Below are 25,268 nucleotides of genomic sequence, written 5' to 3'. Positions count from 1 at the left end.
TTGATACTGTTATTAAAGTCGTAAAAGCACTGAATTTACGCTTAGCAATTTAAAAAAAACTAGTAAAAAAGGGAGCTTTAAGCTCCCTTTTTCAACTTCGTATAACGTGTATTATGTTAATTTTAGAGAAACTAAACTGATTCAGATTTAAAAAATAAACTCTATTAAAGAGAAAAAATAATGCAGCACAAAGTAATGGTCTCTTTATGTTTGGTTTTTCTTATAGGATGTACACCTAAAGAAAAATCATATATTCCTCAGGAAGGAGATCTAGTGACATGGAAACAGAATCCACAATTGATAGTTAAAGCGAAACTTGGACTGAGACGAGAACATATACCTGATCAATTTGATTATGAGTTTTATAGACCTGCACGAGAACACTATTTAGGTCAATTTCCAATTGATTATACACCTGAAAAATTTGAACCTATTGCACAACAAGAAGCTGACAGTTTGCCGATGCCTGATTCGAATCGACAATTACAGTTTGATTTAAAATTAAGCAATTTAGATTTTCAAGCAACAGATGGCTATTTACCTGATCATGATGACCAAGTGAGAGTCAGGATCGAAGGTCTTACCATAGATATGCGAGCTGAGAAATTAGACACATATAAGACATTTTTACAAAGGAAAGAATTTTTTAAGAAAAATTCAAAATTTGAAAAATATGGTCTGACTTGTTACCCAAAAAAAGTGGCTGATAATTTCTATGGTTGTTATGGGAAATCCAAAGAACAGGATGTTGCTGGTGTTTTATTGGATGTAGTTGCTTTAGAAAATACGGTAGATAATCGATTTGTTCAAATTAGAGGAGAGAGTTATGAGCCCAATAAATATGGCGGTATATGGGTTCAGTGGGAAACGAATTTAAATAATTGGGACAAATGGCAAGAGATAGATAGTGCAATTTGGCGCTTATTAGGTACATGGAACTCTGCTCCATCACCTCAAAAACTAACTAAATAGTTCCCCATTTAACATAATGGGCGTTATACGAAACGCCTTTTTAAATAGTATTATTTATCAAATAGTTAACTCAATAAATCCAAAACCCCAAAGATCAAAAAACAGACGTTTTAACAACTCGTGTGTTTTTTAAGCAACTTTGTAATCTTTCGCCAATAAAATCGTCTAAAAAACACTCAATTTCGGGGTTTTTTAAATTTTATCAATGCTTGAATCCTTAAAACTATCCCCAATTGCTGGGGATAAAATTTAGGCTATTTTGTACGCTTAGGCTCACATCAATCTCGGCCCTTTGCTGCTATGCGGCATACTGGAATTTTCCTATGATCAAGTCATCAGGAACAGGATGTTCCATAACATAAAACAAAAATTATAAGTTATTGCACATGGACCAGAGGGTACAACAGCACAATCAGCAACGATAAAAAACCCCGGCAGGATGCTGGGGTTTTTTATTATTTAGATTTCTTAAATCAGCGTCGGGTGTGCCGTCCAGGATACGAATTAAAGTCGCTTAAAATAACGTCAATAAATATTGAAAAAGTCATAAAATGTGATATGTTTCACACTCTATTTTTTAGTAGTAAAATTTTTTTATGAAACTATTAAAAAATAACAGCAAGTTTTTAAAAAAACCATCTGTTTCATTATTAATAGGCCCTTATATGAAAAACTTTATCACTACAGCATTATTGCTTTCTTCTGGCGTATTTATAGCAGGACAGACGAATGCTTCTACTAAAGCTGCGGATACAACCTTCCAAGTTAAAATTGAAGTTGTATCAACATGTGCGATCAGTGCTACAGATATCGATTTTGATAAAGTAAATAGTGGTATCGCAGCAACAGATAAAACAGGTAATCTAAATGTAACCTGTACCAGTCAGACACCCTACAGCGTTGGTTTATCTAGTAGTGGAAAAATGACTCATACGACTGACCCTACGTCTAGCATTGCTTATCAATTATTTAAAGCATCCAGTGATACAGCAGAGTGGGACAACGACAATAATCGATATTCTGCAACTGGTTCAGGTAGTGTACAGACTATCCCGGTAGTTGCTAAATTATCTGGCTCTACAAATGTACGCGCTGGTAACTATGCAGATACCGTCACAGCCACAGTAACTTATTAATTTTTATTATCGTAAAGAGTCCACATGAAAAAGCCAGCCAAATTCTCTCATGTATTCCACATTTGTGGTGCAGGAATCTTGGCAGCTAGTATTTTTATAACACAGGCGCATGCTGCCAGTTTGCAAGTTGCGCCTATTTTATTAGAATTTTCACCGCAAGAAAAAGTCAAAGAACTTTGGTTGACCAATACAGGTAATGAGAGTATTCGTGCACAAGTACGAGTGAACGCTTGGACACAAAGCAATCAACAAGATATTTTAACAAACTCCAAAGATCTAATTGCTAGTCCTATGGTCATTAGCATTCCTGCCGGACAACGGCAATTGGTTCGATTGATCCGCAATACTCAAATAGCAAGTACGACTGAACAAGCTTATCGCCTCATCGTGGATGAATTACCTAACTCCCAGACTAATGTACAAAGTGGTCTACAATTGTTACTCAAATATTCCATTCCTGTTTTTTTAAAAGTATCGGACATTAATGATACAGATCAAGGCATAACATCCCTGCAAGGTATGAGCTTTAAATATAATAAGCAAACACTAACAATCAACAATCAGTCTGGTCATTATAAGCGCTTTAGTCAGTTTGCCTACATGGATGCGCAAGGCAAAAAAATACCAATTCAAATGGGATTGATGGGTTATGTACTTAGTGGGAAAAGCATGCAATGGAAAATTCCAAATAATATAAATGTTACGCGTGGTGGAAAGTTTATAGCTGTAGTTAATATGGATCTTCGTGAACAAACTCTACCATTATCTCCCTAATACAAAATAAGCTTTAGGGATAGGGAGTTTCTGATCATTGAATGTTCGAGCAAGCAATTTTATACTTGCAGGAATGATGCTGGTCACAGCACCGACAACATTTGCAGAACAATACTCATCCAATATAGCCAGTGCGATTCAACAGGAATTGTATTTGGATGTAGAAGTAAATCAGTCTACACAGATTCAAATTGGTCATTTTTTACAACAAGATCAGCAACTCTATATTGATGTAGCTTCCTTAAAAAATTTCGCCATTACTACCGAGATAGAACCAATCATAATTGATCAGGTATCCTATATCGCACTTGATCAGATTGAAGGGCTAAGCTATAAATATGACGACCTCAATCAAAAAATCTCAATCCAAGTACCTATTACACTGTTAAGCAGTCAACATCAATATGGCTATCAGCATCTGCCTGCTGCAAAAGTTAATCCATTGCATGAAAAAACAGGTGTCTTACTCAATTACACTGCTTTTGCTCAGCAGTATGAGAATATATTTTCTTTAAATGGTTGGAATGAATTTCGTGTTTTTGGGCTATTTGGTGGGGTATTCAGCCTTTCTGGTAACTACCAATATCAAGATAATGCCTTTATAAATCATCATATACTGGATACATATTGGGAAAAAGATATCCCAGAAAAATTGCTTAGACTACGTTTAGGTGATGCACAAAGTAATGCACTATCATGGACACGCTCTACTCGATTGAGTGGTCTTAGCTTGTCGAAAAATTTCGCTTTACAACCCTATACCGTGACGACCCCCTTAATGAGTTTTAAAGGCCAGGTAGCATTGCCTTCACAAGTAGATTTAATAATTAATGGTATTAAGCAGTTTTCAGAAAATATAGTACCTGGGCAATTTGATATTCAATCAGTACCGAGTATTACAGGTGCAGGCAATGCACAAATGGTCATTACAGATATTAATGGCCAACAGCAAGTACTGAGTATTCCCTTATATGGTACAAATAACCTACTCGCACAAGGCTTAAATGACTGGTCTTTTAATGTAGGTTATCCAAAGTTAAATTATGGCTTATCTTCATTTGATTATGCACAAGATCCTGCATTTAGTGGGAGCTATCGTTATGGAATATTAAATAAACTTACTCTGGAAACACATACTGAATTGACCGATCAATTGCAACAGGTAGGACTAGGCACACTCTATCAATTAGGCAAACGTGCAGGGCAGCTTAATCTCTCTTATGCTTATAGTCGTACACCTGAGCAACATGGACAATTATTAGGCCTAGGTTATAGCTGGAACTCTACATTAATAAGTTTAAATTATAATGGACTACGACAGTTTGGTGAGTTTAATGACATTGCCAGCTTGAATGATGCGGCATTTGCCAGTAAATCAGACCAATTTTATATAGGTTTTAATACTAAAATTGGTCAGTTGGGAAGTAGCTATATCCAGCAAAAATACACAGAGCAAGAGAGTAAGTTTGTATTGCTGAACTGGTCTTATATCTTGCCGCGACGTATGAACATGAATTTAGGTTATAGTCATGATTTAATTAATAAAAAAGATAGTTATTATCTATCACTTAATATCCCTTGGGCGCAACGCAACTCAGCCACAGCATCAATACAGCGTAGTCATGATAACCAACAGTTTGGTCTCAATATAATGCATGCGCTAAATCAAGATCAGGGAGGGATGGGATGGCAAGCCATGGCCAATCGTACAGATCAATACTCACAGTTTCAGGGGCAGATCGACTATCTCGGTCGCTATGGGTTAGCACAATTAAATGTGCAACATACAGCATCAGACCAACAAAATAATACCAGCGCTTTTGCCTCAGTCAACGGAGGTTTAGTTATTCTAAAAGATGTGATACTCCCCACACGTTTGAGTAACGGTTCATTTGCTATTGTCTCAACAGATAATATTGCTAGCGTACCGGTGCGTATGGAGAATCGTTTGATTGGTAAAACTAATCAGAAAGGATATTTGCTATTGGATCGTCTAAATCCATATCAGCATAATAGTGTAGCAGTTGATACCCTAAACCTACCAATAAATTTAAAAATAGAAACCACACAGCAAGATGTTGTACCTCGTCAGGCAAGTGGTGTATTCGTTCGTTTTCCAATGTATCAAGTGAAATCCGTGCAATTACAGGCAGTCGATGATCAGGGAGAGAATCTCGCAGTGGGTAAATCGGTTTGGGATATTCAACCATCAATACAGCAGCCTTCTAAAACCATTGTAGCTCATGATGGTATTGTATATTTAGATGATGTGAAAAATAATAAATTATATATTGGCGATGAGCTTAAGCAATGCCAAGTGAATCTTCCTGAAGTTTCCACTCTTGAAGGTTTTAGCGATTTAGGAAGGGTGGTATGTCAATAACTCATCAATTTAACCGAATCAAAGCTTATGGCCTCATCAAGCGTTTAGCTTGTATGAGCTTATTGTTTTTAGCTTATAGCATATGCTCTTCATCTGCTTATGCAGAGAGTTGCTGGGTAAGTGGAGGTAATTTAAGCCTAGGCACAGCGAACATTCAAGGCTCGATGACAGCTTCTACGGATATTACCGTAACATGTAATTCAAACTGGAGTCAGCCCGTGACATATAAGATATGTATGGTAGTTGATAGTATAGATCCAGCGGCTAAAGATCCTCGCACAATGATTAACTATGATAACTATCCTGCTTCCTTATTAAATTATAACTTATATTATGATGTCGCACGAACACGCAAGATACCAAACTCAGACGCTAAAAACACAGCTCAGTGCCAGTCTGTTCAAGTAGGTGCTAATACAGGAAATCCAAGTACATTAGTCAAAATATATGGTCAAGTTCTTGCAGGACAAAATGTACCTGCTGGCTCCTATAAAACCAATAGTACTTCTATAAAGCTATACTATGCTTATCGCTATGGCTTAGAAACACCTTCAGATTTAGAAGCTCTAGCTAGTCAAAATAGCTCAACTAACAATATAGTCGTCAATTCTAACTATGAAAATAGCTGTTTGATTTTATCTGCATCAGATATAGATTTTGGTTCAGTGGAGCTATTGAATAATACTTTATATCGTTCAGGGACTATTCAATTAGCATGTCCAATGGGTACCAATATGAAGGTAAGTTTAAATAATGGTCTAAATCCATTGGGCTCACAAAGACGTATGAAAAATTCTTTAGGAAGTTATATTCAATACGGTTTATATCAGGATCCAAGTCACTCGAACATTTGGCAGGCGGATACTTCATATTCTATAACCCACCAGACTATCCCTGTTTATGCGATGGTCCCATCGCAAAGCATTAGCAGTATAGGGAAATATTCCGATACCATTACTGTGACTTTAACTTATTAGAAAACTCTATATTTAATAGGTAATCGTAGCAGTAACTGTATCTATATATTGACCGGCAGGAACGTTAGTATCAGGCACTTTCCCCCAAATGGTAATATTTTGAGTTTGTCCTGTACCGTGTTGTGAAAAAAGATTTTCAGAGCTGTTTCCCCATTCTTTGCTCATAGATGCATCTTGATAAAGTCGATATGAAAGCTTCAAGGAAGCATCCTGAGTATTCTTTAGTGTACCATCACTATTTAGTGAAATATTGTAAGGCGTACCATTGGTACACGAGACATTTAGACTACCCGTTGCCTGGATATTTTGGGTATTACGAGAAATCGTACCAAAATCTATATTAGAAGTAGAACCTGTGCCGATATCACAAATTTCATTGACTTTTATTTTGACCTGAAACTGTGTGGACTGCCGGTCACTCATGGTATAAGCAGAGACTGAAACTACAGCTAGAATTACAAATGAATATTTAAAAATTTTCATTGAATGTGCCTATATCCAATATAGATAATTATATTAATCTGAATTGTCGAGAGTAAAAAGCTAACTATTTAAAGTAATAGTCTGGATTACGCACTAAATTTCATGATTCTAATCATATTATTCGATTTTACTCAACTATGCTGCCATCTAGTAAACAATTCAAAAATAAAAGGGCAAACAGGCTAGATTTAACATAAAAACTCTTATGCGAAATCCCATTTCAAGTACCTAATTCTATTTCTATCATAGTATAAATTTAAAGCACAAAAAAGGACGCCGCAGCGTCCTTCTTTATTTTCATTCGATCAATCAAACAAACGATCAAAGAATGATTTTTTCTTTGGTGATGATTTACTGTCTTCACCATCCATAGTTTCTTGCAGCTCTTTCAACAGTTCACGTTGACGTGCACTTAAATTCACTGGAGTTTCCACTACAATACGGCACAGCAAATCACCTTGCATGCTGGTACGTACCGGTTTAACACCTTTGCCACGTAAGCGGAACAGTTTACCCGTTTGCGTTCCTTCAGGAATTTTCAGGCTTACGCGACCGTCTAGAGTCGGAATCTGAACCTCCTTACCTAAGGCTGCATCGGCGATTGAAACCGGCACATCCATATACAGGTCAGCACCATCACGCTGGAAGATTTCGTGCTCACGCACCACTACTTCGACGTACAAATCACCTGACTGACCATCACGAATCGCTTCACCTTTACCGGTCAAGCGTACGCGGTCGCCATTATCCACACCCGCAGGAATAGTAACTTCTAGCGTTTGCTGACGATCCGACACACCTGAACCATGACATTTATTACATGGGTTCTTGATGATCTTGCCCTGACCGCGACAGGTACTACAAGTTTGCTGCACCGAGAAGAAACCTTGCTGCATACGCACTTGACCGGCACCATGGCAGGTACGGCAGGTTTCTACATCATTTGGATTTTTTGAGCCTTTACCATCACAGGCATCACATGGTGCCGGTGCAGTAAAAGTAATGGTTTTCTTGACGCCTTTGACCGCTTCTTCCAGGGTCAATTCCATCACATAGCGTAAGTCCGAACCACGGCGTGCACGTTGCTGGCCACGACCACCGCCGCCACCGAAAGCACCACCGAAAATATCACCGAACTGGCTGAAAATGTCTTCTGCGCTGAAACCACCACCGAAGCCGCCACCGCCGCCCATACCCCCTTCAAAGGCCTGATGGCCCATACGGTCGTACATGCTGCGCTTTTCACCATCAGACAGCACTTCATAGGCTTCTGCTGCTTCTTTAAATTTATCTTCAGCTTCAGCATTGTCCGGGTTACGGTCTGGATGATATTTCATCGCCAACTTACGGTAGGCTTTTTTGATTTCATCATCACTAGCGGTTTTAGCGACGCCCAAAACCTCATAATAATCACGTTTAGCCATGTCTGGCGATGCTCCTCACGGAATTTTGTTTAATATTCAACTGAGGTCTGAAATTGGGGTCAAACCTGATTTTACAAGGGGAAATATGAAAAAAATTATATGCTTTAGAACACAGCTTTATTTTGAGAGAATTTATGCAGGCCTTTAAACCAGGCATTGAGCAGGAAAATAAAGGCAATAAAGCTGAAAATCACCCCGGTCACGACACAGGCTTTGACCCATAACTGGCTGTCCCAGGCAAAGAAAAACAGCGGAATAAACCACAGCGCAGCAAAGAGCGCCAAAATGGTATAAATCACGATATTTCGCATGATCCACAAGGCCTGCGCCTGTAACCAGACTTCGGCATAATCGACTTGTGTCACTTTACGGGCCAACCAGTAGGCAAAAAGTCCACTAAATAGCGTAAATAAGGCCAAAAACATGAAGACATAAGCCATCGCTACGGAACGTCGCATCTTGGTTAATGTAGTTTGAGTCATGTTGGTTTAACCTCATTACCGGATTGGCAGTTCGGCCAATGCAGTAGTTACTTATTTTTTTAAATTATAAAAATCTCAGGTGCTACTATATTGAAAATTTCCAAATTTCGCACCTGAAATTATGACAAATTTAAACAGAATTTAAACTTTTTTTCACTTTAAACCACTGTGCATATAGTGCAGGCAGGAAAAACAGGGTCAATAATGTTGCCACAATCAAACCACCCATAATCGCCACCGCCATTGGCCCGAAAAAAATACTGCGGGACAAGGGAATCATGGCTAAAACAGCGGCCAATGCGGTCAAGACAATCGGGCGACAACGGCGGACTGTGGCATTGATAATGGCATCCCATGGGGATTCTCCGGCCTGAATATCCTGCTCGATCTGGTCAATCAGAATCAGGGAATTTCGCATGATCATTCCAGAGAGCGCAATTGTCCCGAGCATGGCCACAAAACCGAAAGGTTTATTGAAAAGTAACAGGAATAACACCACCCCGATAATGCCTAAAGGTGCGGTCAGGAATACAATAAAGGCCCGTGAGATGCTCTTGAGCTGAATCATTAACAGGGTCATCACCACCGCCAGGAATAAAGGCATGCCAGCATTGACCGAGTTCTGGCCACGCGCGGATTCTTCGACCGTACCGCCGACTTCCAGCAGATAGCCATTCGGCAACTCAGCTCGAAGTTGGTGCAGTGAATCGTGTAATTCATTCACCACAGTGGCCGGCTGTAAGGCCGTGCGAATATCGGCACGCACAGTGATGGTCGGTAAACGATTCCGATGCCAGATCAAGCCTTCTTCAAAGCTATATTCAATGTTGGCAAGCTGTGCCAACGGTACCGAAGTACCACGTGACGTCGGTATCGCCAGACTGCTTAAAGAAGCGACATCAACGCGTTCAGCCTGCGCACCACGTAAACGGATTTCAATCAGTTCACGCTTTTCCCGATACTGATCAATGCCGGCCCCCAAAATCGAGCTGTTCAGCACATTGGCCAGCTCACTGCTAGTCACGCCCAACTGACGGGCACGATCCTGATCGATCTCCAGTTTGATGACTTTGCTCGGCTCACCCCAGTCTAGATGTACATTGGTGGTATTCGGATTATCGCCCACGGTTGCGGCGACTTTCTGCGCCCATTCACGAACCAGTCCCAGATCTTCACCAGAGACCCGGAACTGCAATGGATAACCGACTGGAGGGCCATTTTCCAGCAGGGACACCCGGGTACGGACTTCCGGTAATAACAGCCGAATCTGGTCACTCAAGGATTGACGGATTTCGTTACGATCTTCCAAAGAGGATGCCAGCACCACAAACTGGGCAAAACTGGTTTGCGGCAGCTGCTGATCCAGCGGTAAATAGAAACGCGGAGAACCAATTCCGACATAGGCCACATAGTTATCAATGCCCTGCTGTTTCGACAAAAAGGCTTCAACTTTTTTCACCGCAGCTTCGGTGGCTTTCAGAGAGGCGCCTTCTTCGAGCTTGAGATCCACCAGAATTTCAGCCCGATTCGAGGGCGGGAAAAATTGCTGTGGCACCAGCTTAAACATTAAAATGGAGAGAATAAAAATTCCTACCGTTGCTGTAATCACGGTCTTACGATAGGTCACACAGGTATTTACCCAACGGCGAAAACCTTGATAAAACCGGGTTTGATAAGGATCATGCTGTTCGCCGGCATGATGCACGACCGGCTGAGGTTCGGGCTGCTTGCGCAAACGCGCCCAAAGGCGCTGATACCACGGCGCTTTTTGTATCAAGTCTTTGTTGAAATTGGGCAGCAGTTTATCGCCCAGATAAGGCACAAATAACACCGCGGCAATCCAGGACATCAGCAGTGCAATCGTGACCACCTGAAAAATAGAACGGGTATATTCACCGGTACTCGATGCTGCTGTGGCAATCGGTAAAAATCCGGCGGCGGTAATCAGGGTGCCGGTCAGCATTGGAAAGGCGGTGGTTTTCCAGGTAAAGCCTGCTGCTTCAAGCCGGCTATAGCCCTGCTCCATTTTAATCGCCATCATTTCAATGGCAATAATCGCATCATCGACCAGAAGACCGAGTGCCAGAATCAGGGCACCCAAGGAAATTTTATGCAGGCCGACATCAAATAAATGCATGCCGGCAAAGGTCATTGCCAATACTAGCGGAATCGAAAAGGCCACCACCAGTCCGGTACGAAAACCCAGCGAGAAGAAACTGACCAGCAGCACAATAATTACTGCCTCTGCCAGCACTTTCATAAATTCATTAATGCTGCGTTCGACTGCCACTGGCTGATCGGAGACTTTTTGCAGCTCCATGCCAAGGGGCAAGGTTTTTTGCAGACGGGCAAATTCCTGTTCCAGATGTTTGCCCAGTGCCAGAATATCGCCGCCTTTGCGCATGGACACGGCAATACCAATGCCATTTTCAGCCATAAAACGCATCCGGGGTTGGGCCGGATCACTAAAGCCGCGATAGATCTCAGCGACATCTCCCAGCTGAATGGTTTTGCCATTTATCAAAAGTGGCAGTTGCTGTAATTCTTCAATACTGTTTAAGGCACCGCTGACCCGAACCTGAATCCGGTCTGAGCCGGTTTCAAAAAAACCGGCATGGGTCATGGCATTTTGTTGCTGCAAAGCCTGCTGAATGGCGCTGACTGGAACTCCGAGCTGGATGGCTTTGGTGTTGGAAATCTCAATCCAGATTTTCTGGTCTTGCAGGCCGATTAAATCGACTTTGGCGACATCTTTGACCCGTTGCAGTTGTAACTGCAAACGGTCGGCGTATTCCTTGAGGGTCGCATAATCGAAGTCTTTGCCTTTAAGCACATAGATATTGCCAAAAGTATCGCCAAATTCATCATTGAAGAAGGGGCCTTGTACTCCTTGCGGCAATTCATGCCGGATATCGCTGACTTTCTTGCGGACGTTGTACCAGACATCAGCCACATCTTTCGAAGCCAGCGAGTCTTTGGCAATAAAGGTCACCATGGATTCACCCGGACGCGAATAGGCCATGATGCGGTCATACTGCCCCGTGGTCATCAGTTCCTTTTCAATCCGATCCGTGACCTGTAAGGACACTTCTTTGGCACTGGCACCCGGCCAGTAGGTCTGAATGACCATCACTTTAAAGGTAAAAGGCGGATCTTCACTTTGCGACAGCTGGGAATAGGACACGATGCCAATCAGCCCGAGCAGGATCATAAAATACAGTACTAGGCCCTTATTCTTTAAAGCCCATTCCGACAGGTTAAAGTTCATATTTAACTCCCTGCCTGAACGGTCACAGGACGGTTTTCACGATTAATCGGATTGATTTTTTGCTGGTCACGCAGCAAATGTACGCCGCCAATCACCACATAATCTTCCGCTTTCAGGCCACTGAGTACCGGTACGCTATCGCGACCATAAGCCCCTAAAGTCACCGGGACTTTGTGTACAGTATGATCCGGCTTGACCAGCATCACATAGGCTTGTTGATCTGTGGCTGAGACACTGGACAGCGGTACACTGAGCCTATTGTCCCGGCTGTGCTGAAAAAACACCCGGGCACTTTGTCCGAGCTGGATCTGAGCATTGCCTTCGCGCAGTGAGACTTTGACCCGGAAGGTACGGGACTGATCCGCAGCTGGTGATATTTCACGGACAAAGGCACTAAATTTTTCTTCAGGTTTGGACCATAAAGTCACCGTGGCAGGCTGTCCGACCTTGACCTCTGAAATGGCCTGTTCCGGCACGCCAATCACCACTTCACGCTCACCGGAAATGGCTAACTCATATACCGCTTGCCCGGCTGCGACCACCTGACCCGTTTCGATATTGCGTGCCGTGATCACGCCATTTTTAGTGGCAATCAGCTGGTTATAAGTGGTCTGGTTTTTGGCAGTAGCATAATTGGATTGCGCCTGTTTCAGACTCGACTGTGCAGCTTTATATTGATTATCGATGGCATCATATTGCGAGCGACTCACGGCATTGACCGGTAACAGCTGCTTGAAACGCTGTAGTTCATCCTGAGCAATTTTACTGGCAGACTGCGCGTTTTCCAGCTGGGCACGTGCCGCATTCAGCTGCAACTGGGCATCTTTTACATCCAGTGTGGCCAGCACCTGTCCGACTTTGACTTGGTCCCCGACATCGACGAAGCGCTGGGTCACCTGTCCCGCTACCCGAAAGGCCAGTGCTGTTTGCTGACGCGCCTGCACATCGCCGGCATAACTTTTCAGTTCATGCTGTGAAGTGCTCGGTGTGGTCACCATGACAAAGGGAATTTCCTGTTCTGCGGCGATTGTATCTTTACTGCATCCATTTAAGGTCACACTGCAAAGTATCATCATGCCAGCCAACACGCTGTAAATCCTGCTCATCTTATTCGCTCTTATCTGATCATCTTTTTTCGGGCAAACTATGCTGATATATTGAATTGCTTATTTTTTAATTAATATACCACCCGGTACACTAATTACAACAGAACCCTCAAAGCAATGACCAAGTTGACTTTTTTTGGAAGAAATTGTGCAAATACCTGTAGGACGACCGAAAGATCTGGAGAAACGCCAACGCATCCTGAGCGCGGCCAAAGCGCTATTTTTAGCGCATGGTTATCATGCCTCCAGCATGAACCAGATTGCCCGTGAAGCAGGGGTGAGCAAACTGACGGTGTATAACCATTTCCAGGACAAAGCGACGCTGTTCAGCTGTGCCATTGAAGATACCTGTGAAGCCATTCTGCATGAGCATCCGCAGGTCTTGCAGCCAAGCAGTGACTTTGCTCAGGAATTTTATCGGGCCTGTTTACGCGCTTTGAATATTATTAGCCTGCCTGAAGCCATCAAACTGGACCTATTACTCATGGAGCTGGCCTCGCAGCAAAGCCCGCTGGCAGAGCAGTTTTATCAGGCCTCGCATGCCAAACTGGAGGCGGTCTGGCATGATTTCTTTGCGCTGGCGCAGCACTACCAGTTTATTCAGGTCGATCGACCCGAGAAACAGACCGAACTGATCGTGTCCCTATTGACCGGAACACGTCATCAAAAAATCCTGCTCGGACTTACAGCTCCGCCCTCCAGTACAGAACAGCAGCAGATCATTAGTCAGGCGATTGAGCTGTTTATGCTGAAATATGCCATTGCTGATTAAATTCCTTCTGATCGCTTGAGTGCTGGCGACAGGATACTGGCTAAAATTTGCTAAAAAAACCGCAAAATATCTGCAACTTTTGTCTGTAAAGGACTTGGATTGTCCTACAGTCGCGGTATAGTCAAAGCAAGCATTTAAGGGAATATAAAAATGATTCAACAAATTGATGCACCACTACGCGAAGACGTACGCTTACTGGGTAATTTGCTGGGGGAAACCTTAAAATTACATGCGGGGCAGGATTTGTTTAATCAGATTGAGCAGATTCGTGCTTTATCTAAAGGCGCACGTGATGGACAGGTCGAAGCAGAAAAACAGCTAGAACAATTATTTTTGAGTCTGGAAGATGCGGAAATCCTGCCTCTAACCCGTGCCTTTACCCATTTTTTGAACTTTGCCAATATTGCCGAACAATATCATGTGGTGCGTCGTCGTCGCCAAAGCGAATTCGATGACACGGCAGAATCCCCTAATCCTCTGGTACCGTTATTTGAAAAATTTAAACAGCAGGAGATTTCTGCCGACACGCTGTACCAGCAAATCTGTGAATTAAAAATTGAACTGGTACTGACCGCGCATCCGACAGAAGTCAGCCGCCGCACCCTGATCCAGAAATATGATGGTATCAATAATGCCCTGTCCAAATTCGATCAGCAGAAACTCACGCCGCGTGAACGTCAGGCGGTGTTGGCAGATCTGAAACAGCTGATTAGCTCGGCCTGGCAAACCGATGAAATTCGTCAGCATCGTCCGACCCCGATCGATGAAGCCAAATGGGGCTTTACGACCATTGAACAGACCCTGTGGAATGCAGTCCCGAAATTTATCCGGGAACTAAATGACATGGTCGAACAACAATGCGGCCAGAACCTGCCCTTAAATATTGCACCGGTACGTTTTGCTTCCTGGATGGGTGGTGACCGCGATGGCAACCCGAATGTTACCCATAATGTGACGCAAGAAGTGCTGTGGCTGTCACGCTGGAAAGCTGCCGATCTGTATTTACGCGATATTGAAAACCTGCGCTGGGAACTCTCCATTCAGCAATGTAGTACGGAAATCTCCGAGGCATTGGGTCTGGATCATCCGGAACCCTACCGTGAATATTTACGTGATACCCGTAGCCGCCTGAAAGCGACCCGACACTGGCTGGCAGAAAAATTAAAGGGCAATGATGCCGATGAGAGTTTAGTCATTAAAAGTAAAGATGAGCTATTACAGCCACTATTGACCTGCTATCGCTCCTTAATGGACTGCAATCTGGCCGAAATTGCCAATGGCAGCCTGCTGGACTTTATTTACCGGGTCAACAGCTTTGGGATTGAGTTACTGAAACTGGATATTCGTCAGGAATCAGGACGTCACCGTCAGGCGATCTCGGCGATTACCGAATATTTAGGGCTGGGAAATTTTGACACCTGGACCGAACAGGCACGTCAAAACTTTTTACTGCAAGAATTGCAAAGCAAACGTCCCTTGCTCCCAAAACATCTGAATGAACCAGCCGGCAGTCTGATTCAGCACCCGGATGTACAGGAAGTCTTTGCCACCATGCGCACCCTGGCAGAACAGCCAAGTGAGTCTCTGGGTGCCTATATTATTTCCATGGCGGAATATCCAAGTGATGTGCTGGCGGTATTGCTTCTACAAAAAGAAGCGGGTATCAAGCACGCATTACGAGTGGTACCGCTGTTTGAAACCCTCAAAGATCTGGACGGCGCAGCCGAGACCATGTCGACCCTGTTCAATATGCATTGGTATAAACAGCATATTCAGGGCAAGCATGAAGTGATGATTGGCTATTCGGATTCAGCCAAAGACGCCGGTTTTATGTCGGCCAACTGGGCGCAGTACCGTGCCCAGGAAGAACTGACGACGATTGCCCAGCAACATGGCGTTCAGCTGACCCTGTTCCATGGCCGGGGCGGTTCGATCAGCCGTGGCGGTGCGCCAACCCAGCAAGCCTTGTTCTCACAGCCACCGGGGTCGATTTCAGGCACGATTCGGGTGACTGAACAGGGCGAAATGATCCGCTTTAAATTCGGACTGGAAGAGATTGCCCTGCAGAATCTGGAAATTTATACCGCTGCGACCTTAGAAGCGACCTTGCTCCCGCCACCCGAGCCGAAACAGGAATGGCGCGACTTGATGCATCAAATGACCGAACTCTCGGTTCAGGTCTATCGCCAGACCGTGCGGGAAAACCCGCACTTTGTCAAATACCTGCGCACTGTCACTCCGGAACTTGAACTGCAAATGCTGCCGCTGGGGTCACGGCCGGCGAAACGTAAAGTCAGTGGCGGGATTGAGTCCTTGCGTGCGATTCCGTGGGTATTTGCCTGGACCCAGATTCGTCTGATGTTACCTGCCTGGCTGGGTACCGGTGCCGCGCTGAATAAAGTACTGGATCAGGGGCAACGGGCGGTACTCGATGAGATGCTGGCAGAGTGGCCATATTTTCAGACCCTGATTGATATGCTGGAAATGGTGCTGTCCAAAGCCGATGCACATGTGGCCTTGTACTATGAATCACATCTGACCCAAGATGAAGATCTCAAAGTACTCGGCACAGAGCTGCGCCAGCGTTTGCAGGATGCTGTACAGACCTTACTGACGTTAAAGGGTGAATCCAAATTGCTGAGTAGCAACGGCGTCCTGGATCAATCCATGAAAGTCCGTAAACCGTATTTGTTGCCACTACATTTACTGCAAGCCGAGCTGATGAAACGTCGTCGTCTCTATCTGCAACAGCAGCAAGCTGAAAATACCCCGGTGGATCATGCCCTGATGGTCAGTATTGCCGGAATTGCTGCGGGTTTACGCAATACCGGTTAATCCAAACAGACCGTTTAAAAGCACATCTTCGCGATGTGCTTTTTTATTGAGCAGTCAATAGCCAAGAAATATTTTATTTTATATAGTAAATCAGATTTATTTATACATAGCCCTATTGATTATAAGAAATTAATCTACTGATTTCACTTTAGTTTTAACTCAAAATTCTTTTACCACCCGGTAAAATATTAAATAAAGTCATAGAATTAATTTGAACAAAAATTTTGTTTAAGTGATTAAATCTTCTAAAGAACAAGAGTATGATGTGCACAATTTATCTTTCGAGTGCTCATTTTATGTCCAGTTGGTTTCCCAAATGGCGCCCTTATGAGGGCAGCATCGATGCACGCCCAGTAGGTACCGCAGAGTATTTGCCACCCGTACAAACGGTCGTTTTGGGTGTACAACATGCTTTTGCCATGTTTGGCGCGACTGTACTGGCACCTTTTTTAATGGGCTTTGACCCTAACCTGGCCATTTTAATGTCAGGGATTTGTACCATCCTGTTCTTTCTGATTACCGGTGGCCGGGTTCCAAGTTATTTAGGTTCAAGCTTTGCCTTTATTGGTGTGGTCATCGCGGCAACCGGTTATGCCGGTGGTGGTGGACTCAACCCCAATATTGGCGTCGCAGCCGGCGGTATCATTGCCTGTGGTATCTTCTATGCCCTGATGGGTTTTCTGGTCATGGCGACCGGCACGCGCTGGATTGAAAAGCTGATGCCACCGGTGGTGACCGGTGCCGTAGTGATGATCATTGGTCTAAACCTGGCACCGGTGACGGTAAAAAGCGTGATGGGCAACACCTTTAATATGTGGATGTCTCTGGTTACCGTCATGTGTATGGGCTCAATTGCCGTCTTTACCAAGGGCCTGCTACAACGCCTGCTATTATTGGTGGGGCTGTTATTGGCCTATCTGATCTATTTCGTGCTCAGCAATATTATGGGTTATGGCACTGCGATCAATTTCCTGCCCATTCAGCAAGCCGCCTGGTTCGGGTTACCGACCTTCCACGCACCGACTTTTGAAGTCAATGCCATGTTGATCATTGCACCGATTGCACTGATTTTGGTGGCTGAAAATCTGGGACATATCAAAGCGGTAGGCGCGATGACCGGAGAGAATCTGGATCCGCATATTGGTAAAGCCTTTGTTGCAGATGGTGTTGCAACCACTCTGGCAGGCGGTGTGGGTGCCCCGGGCATGACCACCTACGGTGAAAATATTGGGGTCATGGCCGTAACACGGGTTTATTCGACCATCATTTTTGCAGTGGCTGGTGTCTTTGCGATCTTCCTGGGTTTATCACCCAAGTTTGGGGCGGTGATTCATACCATTCCCACCGCGATTCTGACCGGTGCTTCGATTGTGGTCTTTGGTTTGATTACCATTGCCGGTGCCAAAATCTGGATTGAAAATAAAGTCGATTTCTCGCAAAACAAAAACCTGATGGTGGCTGCAGTGACCATTATTTTAGGTACCGGTGATTTTGCCCTGACATTTGGCAGTTTTAATCTGGGTGGTATTGGTACGGCAACTTTTGCCGCATTAATCCTGAACTGGTTCTTTAGTCTGGCCGATAAAAAATAAAACTCGAAATAAAAGTATTGAGCAGCCGAATGGCTGCTTTTTTTATCTTTGTATTTTGCAACTTTGCGATTAAAGAAATGAAAAGAAGCCCCGCAAGGCTTCTGTTAAAGCACAAGTCTGGTTAAGGGCGAAACTCTTTCAATTCACGTTGAATGAAATAATGAAACATTTCACGATACAGATGTTCAATAAATTCCTGATCGACGCCCTGCTGCTGCGCCAGTGCTCTGACATGTTCTACAATCTGCTCCATACGTTCCGGTGACTGTAAATCGGTTTCAGTTTTTTTAAAACGGGTGGTTTGATCAACATAAAATTGACGCGCAGCGATCAGCTCAACTAAAGCTGTATCAATGGCATCGATCTGTTGACGTGCATGTTCTAATGATTCAGCTTTGATCTTTTCCATGTTTTTTCAGTTCACTTTCAGTTTGATTATTACTCTTATACTTTTCTTCTAACACATTACTGAAAATACTTTCAATCATCCAGACCCGATATAAGCTATTAAATGTATAACTTTGATCATCGATGCGCAATTCCAGTACCGGAAAGTTCGGCTGCGACTTCATTTCACAGAGTATATCATTGTCCTGCAACTTGGCCAGAATATCGTCCTGGCTCAGCTCGGCAATGTTGAGTTGCTGCTGCATACGCTGGAAATGCGGTGCATAGGACAAGTCTTGACCACGGGTCCAGACAGCTTGCAAGATCTGATACATGGCCTCAATGCGCTGTTCTTCAGGACAGCTATAAAATAACTGCGCCATGGGGGCAATCGCCGGCTCAGTCGGACGGCAGAACGGGGTAAATTCGACCTCAGTCCGTTTCGATAAACGCGTGGCCAGACTCCAGTCAAACTCATCCCGGCCACGGTAAGACAAAGGATAGACTTTCAGCTGGATATTATAATAATCCGCCAGTTCTTCTTTGATATAGGCCAGCAACAACCAGGAAATCGGATCTTCCAGCGCAATATATAAATCCAGTTCCGGGTCCATCGACTGGATCTCGTTCAGCTCTTCGGCATCACTGATCAGATGCTCACGCCATTCAATATGATTGATCAGGAAAATCGGATTGCCGGTGAGCAGTTTCTGCTGCTCCAGACGCCGAGTCAGACGTAATAGGTCATCCACCGCCTGATACTGGCGGCCCCCCAAATCAAAATAGCTGGCCAGAACCGGGGTCTGGTCAAAAATGCGTTCGGGAAAATCCTGTGGCTGATGATGGCGGCTGGCCATGGCATATAAGGTACGTAATTTTCCGGTCTGCTTTTGCCAGAGCATATGAAATACATCTTCCAGCAGATACAGGAAATCCTGCCCGCGTAGCGGGGTGCGCCGTAAAATCAGTTCCGCCTGTTGCAAGGCTTCAGCGCTTGGCAATTCTGGCGTGTCATGAAAACTGAAACGATGCTGTTTCGACAAGATCTTGGCATCATTAATCGTGTAATGCTGCCATTCCTCAAAAGACATCTGATTGGGGGGTTCTGCATGCGCACTGGAAATGACGACTTTCAGCGGCTTGAGCTGCGGACTTAAAATTTCTTCAAGCTGCGGTAACTGCTGTACCGCCAGATAGCTGTACACATCATCCAGTCTTAAATGGATACTCAGCCCATCTTGAATAGATAACACCGTTTGACGGATTGGTTTCTGGTAAAACCAACTCGATCGGATTGGATCAAACCAACGGCGTAACAGGGACATGAGATCGGCCTCGACAAGAATGACAGTGCGCAGCTCGACAAAGCTAAATCTGCGCAGAATAATCTATTTTTAAGATCGCAGAGCCAAAGCCCTGCATGGTGTAAAAACTTATATCAAGTCATAAGCAAATGTTCAATGTTTAACAATGGATTAGAGCTCAAGATTCAGGTCAGTGACTGCCCCGGTTTCTGCACCTGAGGTCAGTTTGGCGAATTTGGCCAGAGCGCCGTGGGTATAGTTCGGTTTTGGTTTGATCCAGGCTGCTTGACGTGCTGCAATCTCCGGCTCATCCACATGCCAGGTCATTTCCCGGGTTTCCGCATTAATTGAAATCTGGTCGCCATTTTGTACCAGACCAATCGGGCCGCCATCATAAGCTTCGGGGGTGACATGACCAATCACAAAACCGTGACTGCCACCCGAGAAGCGTCCATCGGTAATCAGGGCAACTGAAGCGCCTAAGCCCTTCCCGATAATCGCAGAGGTCGGTTTCAGCATTTCTGGCATTCCTGGGCCACCTTTGGGACCAACGCCACGAATCACCACCACTTCACCCGGCTGGACTTCGCCATCCAGAATACCGCGCATGGCACCCTGCTCACCTTCAAACACGCGAGCTGGGCCAGCAAAATGCAGTCCTTCCTTACCGGTAATTTTGGCGACCGCGCCCTTCGGTGACAGATTGCCTTTTAGAATCACCAGATGCGAGTCTTTTTTCACTGGCGCATCAAAAGGCAGAATAATCTGCTGGCCTTCCGGATAGTCCTGCACATCGGCCAGATTTTCTGCCAGCGTCTTACCTGTGACCGTCAGACATGAGCCATCCAGCATGCCGGCATCCAGCATGCGCTTCATCAGTGGTTGAATTCCACCAATCGCAATCAGTTCTGACATCAGATATTTACCTGATGGACGCACGTCGGCCACCACCGGAATATCTTTACCAATCCGCACGAAATCATCCAGACTCAATTCCACTCCTGCTGTATGTGCCATGGCTAAAAGATGCAGTACACCATTGGTCGAACCACCCAGCGCAATCAAGACTTTAATCGAGTTTTCAAAGGCGGCTTTGGTCATGATGTCGCGCGGCTTAATATCCAGTCGCAACAGGTTCATCACCGCTTCACCGGCCCGGGCACAGTCAATTTGCTTGTCTTCCGATACCGCTTCCTGTGCCGAAGAGCCCGGCAGGCTCATACCTAAAGCTTCAATCGCAGAGGCCATCGAGTTGGCCGTGTACATACCGCCACACGAACCCGGACCTGGCAAGGAAACCTCTTCAATATGCTTGACCTGAATCGCGTTGATTTCACCTTTGGCATATTGACCCACCGCTTCAAACACTGAAATCATGTCGGTATGACCTTCACCCGGTTTGATGGTTCCTCCATAAATAAACAGCCCCGGACGGTTGAGGCGCGCCAATCCCATGATGCAGCCGGGCATATTTTTGTCACAGCCACCAATGGCAATCACACCATCATAAGCCTGACAGCCGACCACGGTTTCAATCGAATCTGCGATCACTTCCCGTGACAGCAGGGAATATTTCATGCCTTCGGTGCCATTGGAAATGCCATCTGAAATGGTAATGGTATTAAAGATAATGCCCTTGCCACCCGCCGCACTCACGCCCTGCTCTACGGTTCTGGCCAGACCATCAATATGCATATTACAAGGCGTGACATTGGCCCAGGTCGAAGCAATGCCGATAAATGGCCGGTTAAAATCGGCATCCTGAAAACCGGTGGCACGCATCATGGAACGCGCCGGTGCATTTTCAATACCTTCATAAACGGGGGCAGAATGCTCGCGGATATTATCTTTACTCATTATTCTCTTCCTGGGCGATGACCGATTTTAAGCGTCGGTCTTGGACAATTTATTTTAAGATCATTGTTTGACATACTCCCACCACTTTCACTTTATTCAAGTGGGGGATTCTAAAAGCATCAGCTCTTAGGTGACTTCCTCACGGATTTCGCTTGCTTTCTGCTTCATCGGGCGACCTTTACCGCATCCACCCTCCACAGACAAAACGGTGTGTCCCACCGCCAAAATATTACGAGAAGCGTTAATATCCGCATTCTCGCTAAAGCCACACGCAACACATTCAAAATGTGCCTGAGTAAGCCTATTTTCTTTTGCAACATGACCGCAGGAGCTACACGTTTGACTTGTGTATTTCGGGTCAATCTTAACGAGTAAACCACCTCGCCATTGTTGTTTGTACTCCAATATATCAACAAGCATTGACCAACCTTGATCTAGGATTGCCTTGTTTAAGCCCGACTTGGCTTTGACATTCTTTCCTTTTTTCTCGATTGTGCCACTTGCTGACTTCGACATATTGGCTACTTTTAAGTCCTCAACTACGATCATTGCGTGGTTTTTGCTGAGAGTTGTCGTGACTTTATGTAGGTAGTCATGCCGAATATTAGCAATATGATAATGTAGCTTGTTAATTGTGGTGTTCAACTTTTTCCAATTTTCACTAAACTTCAATTTTTTGCTCAACTTACGTTGAAGTTTAGCTAATTTAATTTGGTTGGTTTTAAAACTGTTCTTTGGGTTAAATACCTCACCCTCAGATGTTGTGACTAATTTCTTGACACCTAAATCAACACCAACTGCGGTTTTGGATGGATGTACTGGATTTTCCAATAACTCTTTTTCACTGCCAAATGAAATATACCAATGACCTGATCTCTTACTGATTGTCACATTCTTAATTGTGCCTAGAATATCTTGTGATTTTCTAAATTTCACAAATCCTATGCCATTTGGCAGCTTAACTCGATTACCCTCAATTCGACAATATTTATCAAATTGCACCAATCTAATTGAATCGTAACCATCTGATTTTTTCTTAAATCTAGGCATCAGTGGGCGTAACTGGATTTCAGAACCATCAGTGAGTTTGAGGAATTTGGGCTTGCGTGGTTTACGCTTATTTTCTTTTAATCTTGCATGTTCTTTTGCATTGAAAAACCTTGTCCAAGCCGAAGCCAGATCACGAATTTTTTGCTGTAGGGAAACAGCATTAGAATGATTTGCTAAAAAAGCATATTCAGGATTCTTTTTAAGACTGGTGATTTTATTCACCAAATTGGTTGCATTGATAAATTCATTCTTTGCAAACATTTCAAATGACACAACTAAAATTTGATTCCAAACAAAACGCGCAGAACCAACAAGATTGTTTAAAATAACCTCTTGCTCTTCATTAGGCTCAAGCCTAAATTTGTACGCCTTGTTGATTTTCATTTTTTTTAAAACTTATTTAAATACAATGTTATATTTCTTTTATTTTAACATAAAAACGAATTAAAGCTAAATTAAAAAACTTACGAAATTCACCTCCACCCTGACTGTCGGGTGGAGTCCTCTTTCATTTTAAGATAGTTTCTTGTATAAAAAAAGCACCCCATCTGGAGTGCTATTTAAATCTGTAAAATTACAGCTTAGATATCACGTACCGCACCTTTCGCCGCACTGGTGGCATGCATTGCATAGGCTTTCAGCGCTTTAGATACTTTACGTGGACGTTCCTTTGCAGGCTTCCAACCTTTGGCTTCTTGTACTTCACGGCGTGCTGCCAATACATCTTCAGCAACGGCTAAATGAATGCTACGGTTTGGAATATCAATTTCGATACGGTCGCCATCTTCAACCAGGGCAATTGTGCCGCCTTCAGCTGCTTCTGGGGAAACGTGACCAATGGAAAGACCTGAAGAACCACCAGAGAAACGACCATCAGTGACAAGTGCACAGTCTTTACCTAAACCTTTCGATTTTAAGTAGCTGGTTGGGTACAACATTTCTTGCATGCCTGGACCACCCTGTGGACCTTCATAACGGATCAGCACCACATCACCTGCCACGATTTTCCCACCAAGAATGGCTTCAACTGCATCATCCTGGCTTTCAAATACACGTGCTGTGCCGTTGAATTTCAAGATAGAGTCATCTACACCCGCAGTTTTGACGATACAACCATCCAGTGCAATGTTGCCGTAAAGCACTGCCAAACCGCCGTCTTGCGAGAAGGCATGTTCAACATTACGTATTACACCATTTTCACGGTCGCCATCTAGACGGGTGTAATAACGATCTTGTGAGAATGCAGTTTGGGTTGGTACACCGCCCGGTGCCGATTTGAAGAAGTTATATACCTCTTCATCTTCAGTACGGATGATGTCCCATTTGTCTAAAGCATCTTTCAACGTTGCTTCATGTACGGTCGGTACAGACGTATCCAGTAAGCCACCACGGTCTAGTTCACCGAGGATCGACATAATGCCGCCGGCACGGTGAATATCTTCCATGTGGACGTTTTTAACCGCAGGTGCCACTTTACACAGTACAGGCACTTTACGAGATAAACGGTCGATATCGTCCATGGTGAAGTCTACTTCTGCTTCGTGAGCAGCTGCCAACAAGTGAAGAACGGTGTTGGTTGAACCACCCATCGCGATGTCCAAAGTCATGGCATTTTCATAGGATGCTTTGGTTGCTACATTACGTGGCAATACGCTGTAATCATTCTGTTCATAATGACGCTTGGTGATTTCAACGATCAACTGACCTGCGCGCTCAAATAATTTCTTACGGTTGGCATGCGTTGCCAGCGTAGAGCCATTACCCGGTAATGAAAGACCCAAAGCTTCAGTCAAACAGTTCATTGAGTTGGCCGTAAACATACCTGAACAAGAACCACAGGTTGGACATGCAGAACGTTCGTATGCTTTGACTTCTTCGTCTGTGTAGTTGTCATCTGCCGCCACAATCATCGCATCAACAAGGTCAATTGCCTGTTCATTGCCACGAATTTGCACTTTACCCGCTTCCATCGGGCCACCAGAGACAAATACCACCGGAATGTTCAAACGCATGGCTGCCATGAGCATGCCCGGGGTGATTTTGTCACAGTTTGAAATACACACCATCGCATCTGCACAGTGTGCATTAACCATGTATTCAACCGAGTCAGCAATCAGGTCACGTGAAGGCAATGAGTACAGCATGCCGTCATGACCCATCGCGATGCCATCATCGACAGCAATGGTATTGAATTCTTTTGCTACGCCGCCTGCTTGTTCAATTTGACGTGCAACCAGCTGACCCAGGTCTTTGAGATGCACATGACCCGGTACAAATTGCGTGAATGAGTTAACGACCGCAATAATCGGCTTACCGAAATCTTCGTCTTTCATTCCGGTAGCACGCCATAAACCGCGTGCGCCAGCCATATTTCTTCCGTGTGTCGATGTTTTTGAACGATAGTCAGGCATTTTATATTTCCAACAAAGTTTGAGCTTGAAATGAACCGGGCAGATCCACTCTGGC

At 44.3% G+C, this 25,268-nt stretch carries 18 protein-coding genes; 8 read left to right on the top strand and 10 right to left on the bottom strand.

Annotated features, from left to right (window positions below; translation table 11 throughout):
* The first annotated feature begins 180 nt into the window (after positions 1 to 180).
* The 5 genes from FTU95_RS13470 (at position 181) to FTU95_RS13450 (ending at position 6,242) form a co-directional block, all read left to right on the top strand.
* Positions 181 to 972 carry a hypothetical protein gene (locus tag FTU95_RS13470; protein ID WP_005166851.1) on the top strand — a complete coding sequence of 264 codons (792 nt, stop codon included), beginning with the start codon at positions 181 to 183 and terminating at the stop codon, positions 970 to 972.
* Positions 973 to 1,568: 596 nt separating this feature from the next.
* Complete coding sequence (locus FTU95_RS13465) at positions 1,569 to 2,108, top strand: spore coat U domain-containing protein (protein ID WP_180078786.1); 540 nt, start codon at positions 1,569 to 1,571, stop codon at positions 2,106 to 2,108.
* 24 nt (positions 2,109 to 2,132) lie between these two features.
* Entirely contained in the window at positions 2,133 to 2,882 is a 750-nt protein-coding gene (locus tag FTU95_RS13460) for a molecular chaperone (protein WP_166134614.1), read from the top strand.
* A gap of 37 nt (positions 2,883 to 2,919) precedes the next feature.
* Positions 2,920 to 5,265 carry a fimbria/pilus outer membrane usher protein gene (locus tag FTU95_RS13455; protein ID WP_180078784.1) on the top strand — a complete coding sequence of 782 codons (2,346 nt, stop codon included), beginning with the start codon at positions 2,920 to 2,922 and terminating at the stop codon, positions 5,263 to 5,265.
* Complete coding sequence (locus tag FTU95_RS13450) at positions 5,256 to 6,242, top strand: spore coat U domain-containing protein (RefSeq protein WP_180078782.1); 987 nt, start codon at positions 5,256 to 5,258, stop codon at positions 6,240 to 6,242. The genes FTU95_RS13455 and FTU95_RS13450 overlap by 10 nt, the downstream gene beginning before the upstream one ends.
* 12 nt (positions 6,243 to 6,254) lie before the next feature.
* Here the strand turns inward: FTU95_RS13450 and FTU95_RS13445 are convergent, their stop codons facing one another.
* The 5 genes from FTU95_RS13445 to FTU95_RS13425 form a co-directional block, all read right to left on the bottom strand.
* On the bottom strand, positions 6,255 to 6,725 hold the full coding sequence (locus tag FTU95_RS13445; protein ID WP_159138977.1) for a spore coat U domain-containing protein: 471 nt from the start codon (positions 6,723 to 6,725) through the stop codon (positions 6,255 to 6,257).
* Between the two features lie 305 nt (positions 6,726 to 7,030).
* On the bottom strand, positions 7,031 to 8,149 hold the full coding sequence (gene dnaJ, locus FTU95_RS13440) for a molecular chaperone DnaJ (protein WP_005094779.1): 1,119 nt from the start codon (positions 8,147 to 8,149) through the stop codon (positions 7,031 to 7,033).
* A 104-nt stretch (positions 8,150 to 8,253) separates the two neighbouring features.
* The gene (locus FTU95_RS13435; RefSeq protein WP_004280853.1) at positions 8,254 to 8,631 is read right to left on the bottom strand and encodes a hypothetical protein; all 378 of its coding nucleotides are present in this window, start codon (positions 8,629 to 8,631) and stop codon (positions 8,254 to 8,256) included.
* 130 nt (positions 8,632 to 8,761) lie between these two features.
* Positions 8,762 to 11,899 (bottom strand): efflux RND transporter permease subunit, encoded by a 3,138-nt coding sequence (locus FTU95_RS13430; RefSeq protein WP_180078780.1) that lies wholly within the window; start codon positions 11,897 to 11,899, stop codon positions 8,762 to 8,764.
* Positions 11,900 to 11,901: 2 nt separating this feature from the next.
* Positions 11,902 to 13,005 carry an efflux RND transporter periplasmic adaptor subunit gene (locus FTU95_RS13425; protein ID WP_180078778.1) on the bottom strand — a complete coding sequence of 368 codons (1,104 nt, stop codon included), beginning with the start codon at positions 13,003 to 13,005 and terminating at the stop codon, positions 11,902 to 11,904.
* Positions 13,006 to 13,153: 148 nt separating this feature from the next.
* Between FTU95_RS13425 and FTU95_RS13420 the strand changes: the two genes are divergently transcribed.
* The 3 genes from FTU95_RS13420 (at position 13,154) to FTU95_RS13410 (ending at position 18,204) form a co-directional block, all read left to right on the top strand.
* On the top strand, positions 13,154 to 13,777 hold the full coding sequence (locus FTU95_RS13420) for a TetR/AcrR family transcriptional regulator (RefSeq protein WP_100329647.1): 624 nt from the start codon (positions 13,154 to 13,156) through the stop codon (positions 13,775 to 13,777).
* A gap of 150 nt (positions 13,778 to 13,927) precedes the next feature.
* A complete protein-coding gene (ppc, locus tag FTU95_RS13415) occupies positions 13,928 to 16,612 on the top strand; it encodes a phosphoenolpyruvate carboxylase (protein ID WP_180078776.1) in 2,685 nt (894 codons plus the stop codon).
* 296 nt (positions 16,613 to 16,908) lie between these two features.
* A complete protein-coding gene (locus tag FTU95_RS13410) occupies positions 16,909 to 18,204 on the top strand; it encodes a solute carrier family 23 protein (protein WP_180078774.1) in 1,296 nt (431 codons plus the stop codon).
* Between the two features lie 121 nt (positions 18,205 to 18,325).
* Here the strand turns inward: FTU95_RS13410 and FTU95_RS13405 are convergent, their stop codons facing one another.
* From FTU95_RS13405 to ilvD (FTU95_RS13385), 5 genes are all read right to left on the bottom strand, one after another.
* Positions 18,326 to 18,613, bottom strand: a complete 288-nt coding sequence (locus tag FTU95_RS13405; RefSeq protein ID WP_005173592.1) for a chorismate mutase — start codon at positions 18,611 to 18,613, stop codon at positions 18,326 to 18,328.
* A complete protein-coding gene (locus tag FTU95_RS13400) occupies positions 18,594 to 19,916 on the bottom strand; it encodes a hypothetical protein (protein WP_100357655.1) in 1,323 nt (440 codons plus the stop codon). The genes FTU95_RS13405 and FTU95_RS13400 overlap by 20 nt, the downstream gene beginning before the upstream one ends.
* 150 nt (positions 19,917 to 20,066) lie before the next feature.
* Entirely contained in the window at positions 20,067 to 21,752 is a 1,686-nt protein-coding gene (gene ilvD, locus FTU95_RS13395; protein ID WP_100355461.1) for a dihydroxy-acid dehydratase, read from the bottom strand.
* A 126-nt stretch (positions 21,753 to 21,878) separates the two neighbouring features.
* The gene (locus FTU95_RS13390; protein ID WP_005173589.1) at positions 21,879 to 23,186 is read right to left on the bottom strand and encodes an RNA-guided endonuclease TnpB family protein; all 1,308 of its coding nucleotides are present in this window, start codon (positions 23,184 to 23,186) and stop codon (positions 21,879 to 21,881) included.
* Between the two features lie 197 nt (positions 23,187 to 23,383).
* A complete protein-coding gene (ilvD, locus tag FTU95_RS13385; protein WP_004280822.1) occupies positions 23,384 to 25,213 on the bottom strand; it encodes a dihydroxy-acid dehydratase in 1,830 nt (609 codons plus the stop codon).
* Between the last annotated feature and the right edge of the window lie 55 nt (positions 25,214 to 25,268).

Origin of the sequence: Acinetobacter sp. YH12208 (assembly GCF_013418055.1) — a bacterium.
Classification (GTDB): Bacteria; Pseudomonadota; Gammaproteobacteria; order Pseudomonadales; family Moraxellaceae; genus Acinetobacter; species Acinetobacter pseudolwoffii.
The sequence above is the reverse complement of the archived record's forward strand: the minus strand, read 5'-3'. Positions and strand labels throughout refer to the sequence as shown.